We start from the raw sequence: 2364 nt of genomic DNA on the forward strand, positions 1-2364 counted from the left end.
GCCCAGTCAGCTAGTTTCATAGTACCACATAGCCATATATGGTATTATTTAGTATCAAATCTTTCTAATGTTGTAAACCCTCTTAAAATAATGGGAAACAAAGGGTTAAACTAGATTTTAACCAAATACATGTCGAGGCAACGTTTTCGTGGATCCAGTTGGTCGTGCCAAAGTTCTATGTCAGTCGAAGTTTAGAAATATGTTTGCTGCCAAAATTTTAGTGGTAGGGCTGTTAGTATGCGTCTGTTTTAAAATAGGTAAGAAGGTAAGAAGTTAGAGTACTGAGACGGGAATATGTTTTTGCTGCATGGATTTGTGGTGTTTTTTGCGTTGTGTTTATATGGTGTTTGTGGCTTATATTATACTGATTAGAAATATATTTCGGATTCGGATATAGAATGTGGTTTATATGGGGCGGACTGGAACAACCTATCGTGCAAGACTTACAATTATTTTAAATGCCTGCCTTGAAGTATCCGCGGAGCAGGGTGTGGTGGATGTGAACACTTTGTCTCGGAAAGTGGATTTAACGGAGCGAGCGGTTAAAGACTATTTGGATGATCTCTCCAATCTGGATATTTTAACTTATGAGGGGGCGGGAAGGTATAGGGTGAATTCTAGTAGAGTTTATGAGGTTGCGGAGGAGCTGTTGTTTGAGCCTCGAAGCATTATTAGGGTTGAAGATTTTATTGGTCAGGAGGTCGCTGCTCAAGCGGAGCTAGTTTCGGTTTCGGATAAGGTTCGTAGGCTTTTAGAAAAACTGGATTTTCCCAAAGTGTTGGGGGGTGAGGTTCGAGAGAAGTTGTTCCGGGTTAGAGTGGAGGATACGGAGTATGGTGGTGTTTTACTTGGTGAAACGCTGGTTTTGCCCAAGTTTGCTCAGGACCTATTTTTGGATAACGTTTTTGTTTGCGGTTCTGCTTCGTCCCATAGGTTGGAACATTGGGCGCTTCTTGATTTTTCATTACTGTCTGTAGCCGCCATCAGTAGCGGAGCTTACCTTGGTTTCTTTGATAAGAATATTCTTGATCAGAGCAAGTCTCTGTCTCGGTATATTCCGGATCTTCACTCTTATCGGGGCTCTGAACCCTTTGTGGAGGGTGAGCCTTTTTTTGAAATGTCAACGGATTTCCCGGAGCTTTTGGAAGCGGGTAGAAATATTGCTGCCCGTTACCTAAGAGAGATTCAGCATTATAAGCTGGGAATGGAGATGATTGAGGAGCATAGTGACAAGTTTCAGGTCTACTTCAAGCTGGGTTCACTTGTTCCACACGGATTTATGGTCTATTCTAAGGAATTGGTGCGTTTGAGGGATCGGTGTCATGACTTGTTCTACAAGTTTCTTAAAACTGCGGGTGAGAATGGGGTAATTCCGGTGGGGGTTTCCCCCATATCTATGGATAATTTCTTTTTCAGAATTGCCACTAGGATTTTGGGGAGTGATTTTGGTTCCACCAATGACCTAAATTTTCTTTCCATGGTGCTTGAGGATGGTGACTCCACCTGCTTGATAAGAAGAGGACATGAGAAGGGTAAGCCACCCATAAAGAACAATTACGAGTTTTACGTTATGAAGAAACCGTTTGTTACCAAGTATGAGTTCGTTTCAAAGAATCCGCTTGAGGAACAGAAGCAAATCACAGATCTAGCTTTCAGCCTCTCATCCATTTCCCTTAAAAAAAGATTTGAAGGAGGACCCAGTGTGGTTGCCTCAGCAAAAAACGTAGCCGTGGTTAATCTGGAGCAGCTGATGAGGGCGGTTAAGGGTTCGCTGAAAACTGGACTTATGGGTATGTGGGATGAGCTTCAAAGAACCCGAGACTTAAGACGCCTAAAGCGTGCCGGGAGGAGAAAAGAGGATGCAAAAAAAGATTAGCGAAAACGAAAACCATACTCCTCAGAGGGAAAACAAGTCGGATTTGGGAGTCATCATCTGTGAGGGAAACACTCCCAATCACCTGAATTTTAATTTTCAAATAGCGGAGGAAACCGAGGTAAAAGTGGGAGAATACGTTGAAGTGCCTCTGGGGCTCAGCGTACTCATGGGAAGGGTTTCCAACATCCAGGCTTACAACGAGTACTACACAGATCCCGAGTTTGTGAAGTACCACATTACCCGTGGAATAACAGTAGACTCGAGATTCCCCACTAGGTCCAGCAGATGGAGAGTGGCGCGAGTTAAGGTGGTGGGGCTAGTGAAGAACGATAGAATACTTCCCCCAGAGGATGCCCCCGAGCCTGGCGATATCGTTTACCGCGCAGACACCAAACTGCTTAACCGCTTTTTGGGATTGCCCAGCGACGGACTCTACATCGGTTTGATGAGGGGGAACAACGCCATAAAGATTTTATTGGATCCCGAGA

The 2364-nt window shown here is 44.1% G+C and carries 2 protein-coding genes; both read left to right on the forward strand.

Annotation, left to right across the window (positions count from 1 at the left end; all coding sequences use genetic code 11):
- Window positions 1–409: 409 nt before the first annotated feature.
- On the forward strand, window positions 410–1876 hold the full coding sequence (locus tag ACUVXA_RS19805) for a hypothetical protein (protein ID WP_445873016.1): 1467 nt from the start codon (window positions 410–412) through the stop codon (window positions 1874–1876).
- Window positions 1860–2364, forward strand: a 505-nt coding sequence (locus ACUVXA_RS19810) for a hypothetical protein (RefSeq protein WP_445873017.1), incomplete at its 3' end; no start/stop codon positions are given. The genes ACUVXA_RS19805 and ACUVXA_RS19810, both read left to right, overlap by 17 nt.

The sequence above is a fragment of the Candidatus Jordarchaeum sp. genome, assembly GCF_052745115.1.

Coding starts and splice junctions, on each gene's coding strand:
- ACUVXA_RS19805 (WP_445873016.1), top strand. CDS start 410: ATGGGGCGGACTGGAACAACCTATCGTGCAAGACTTACAATTATTTTA.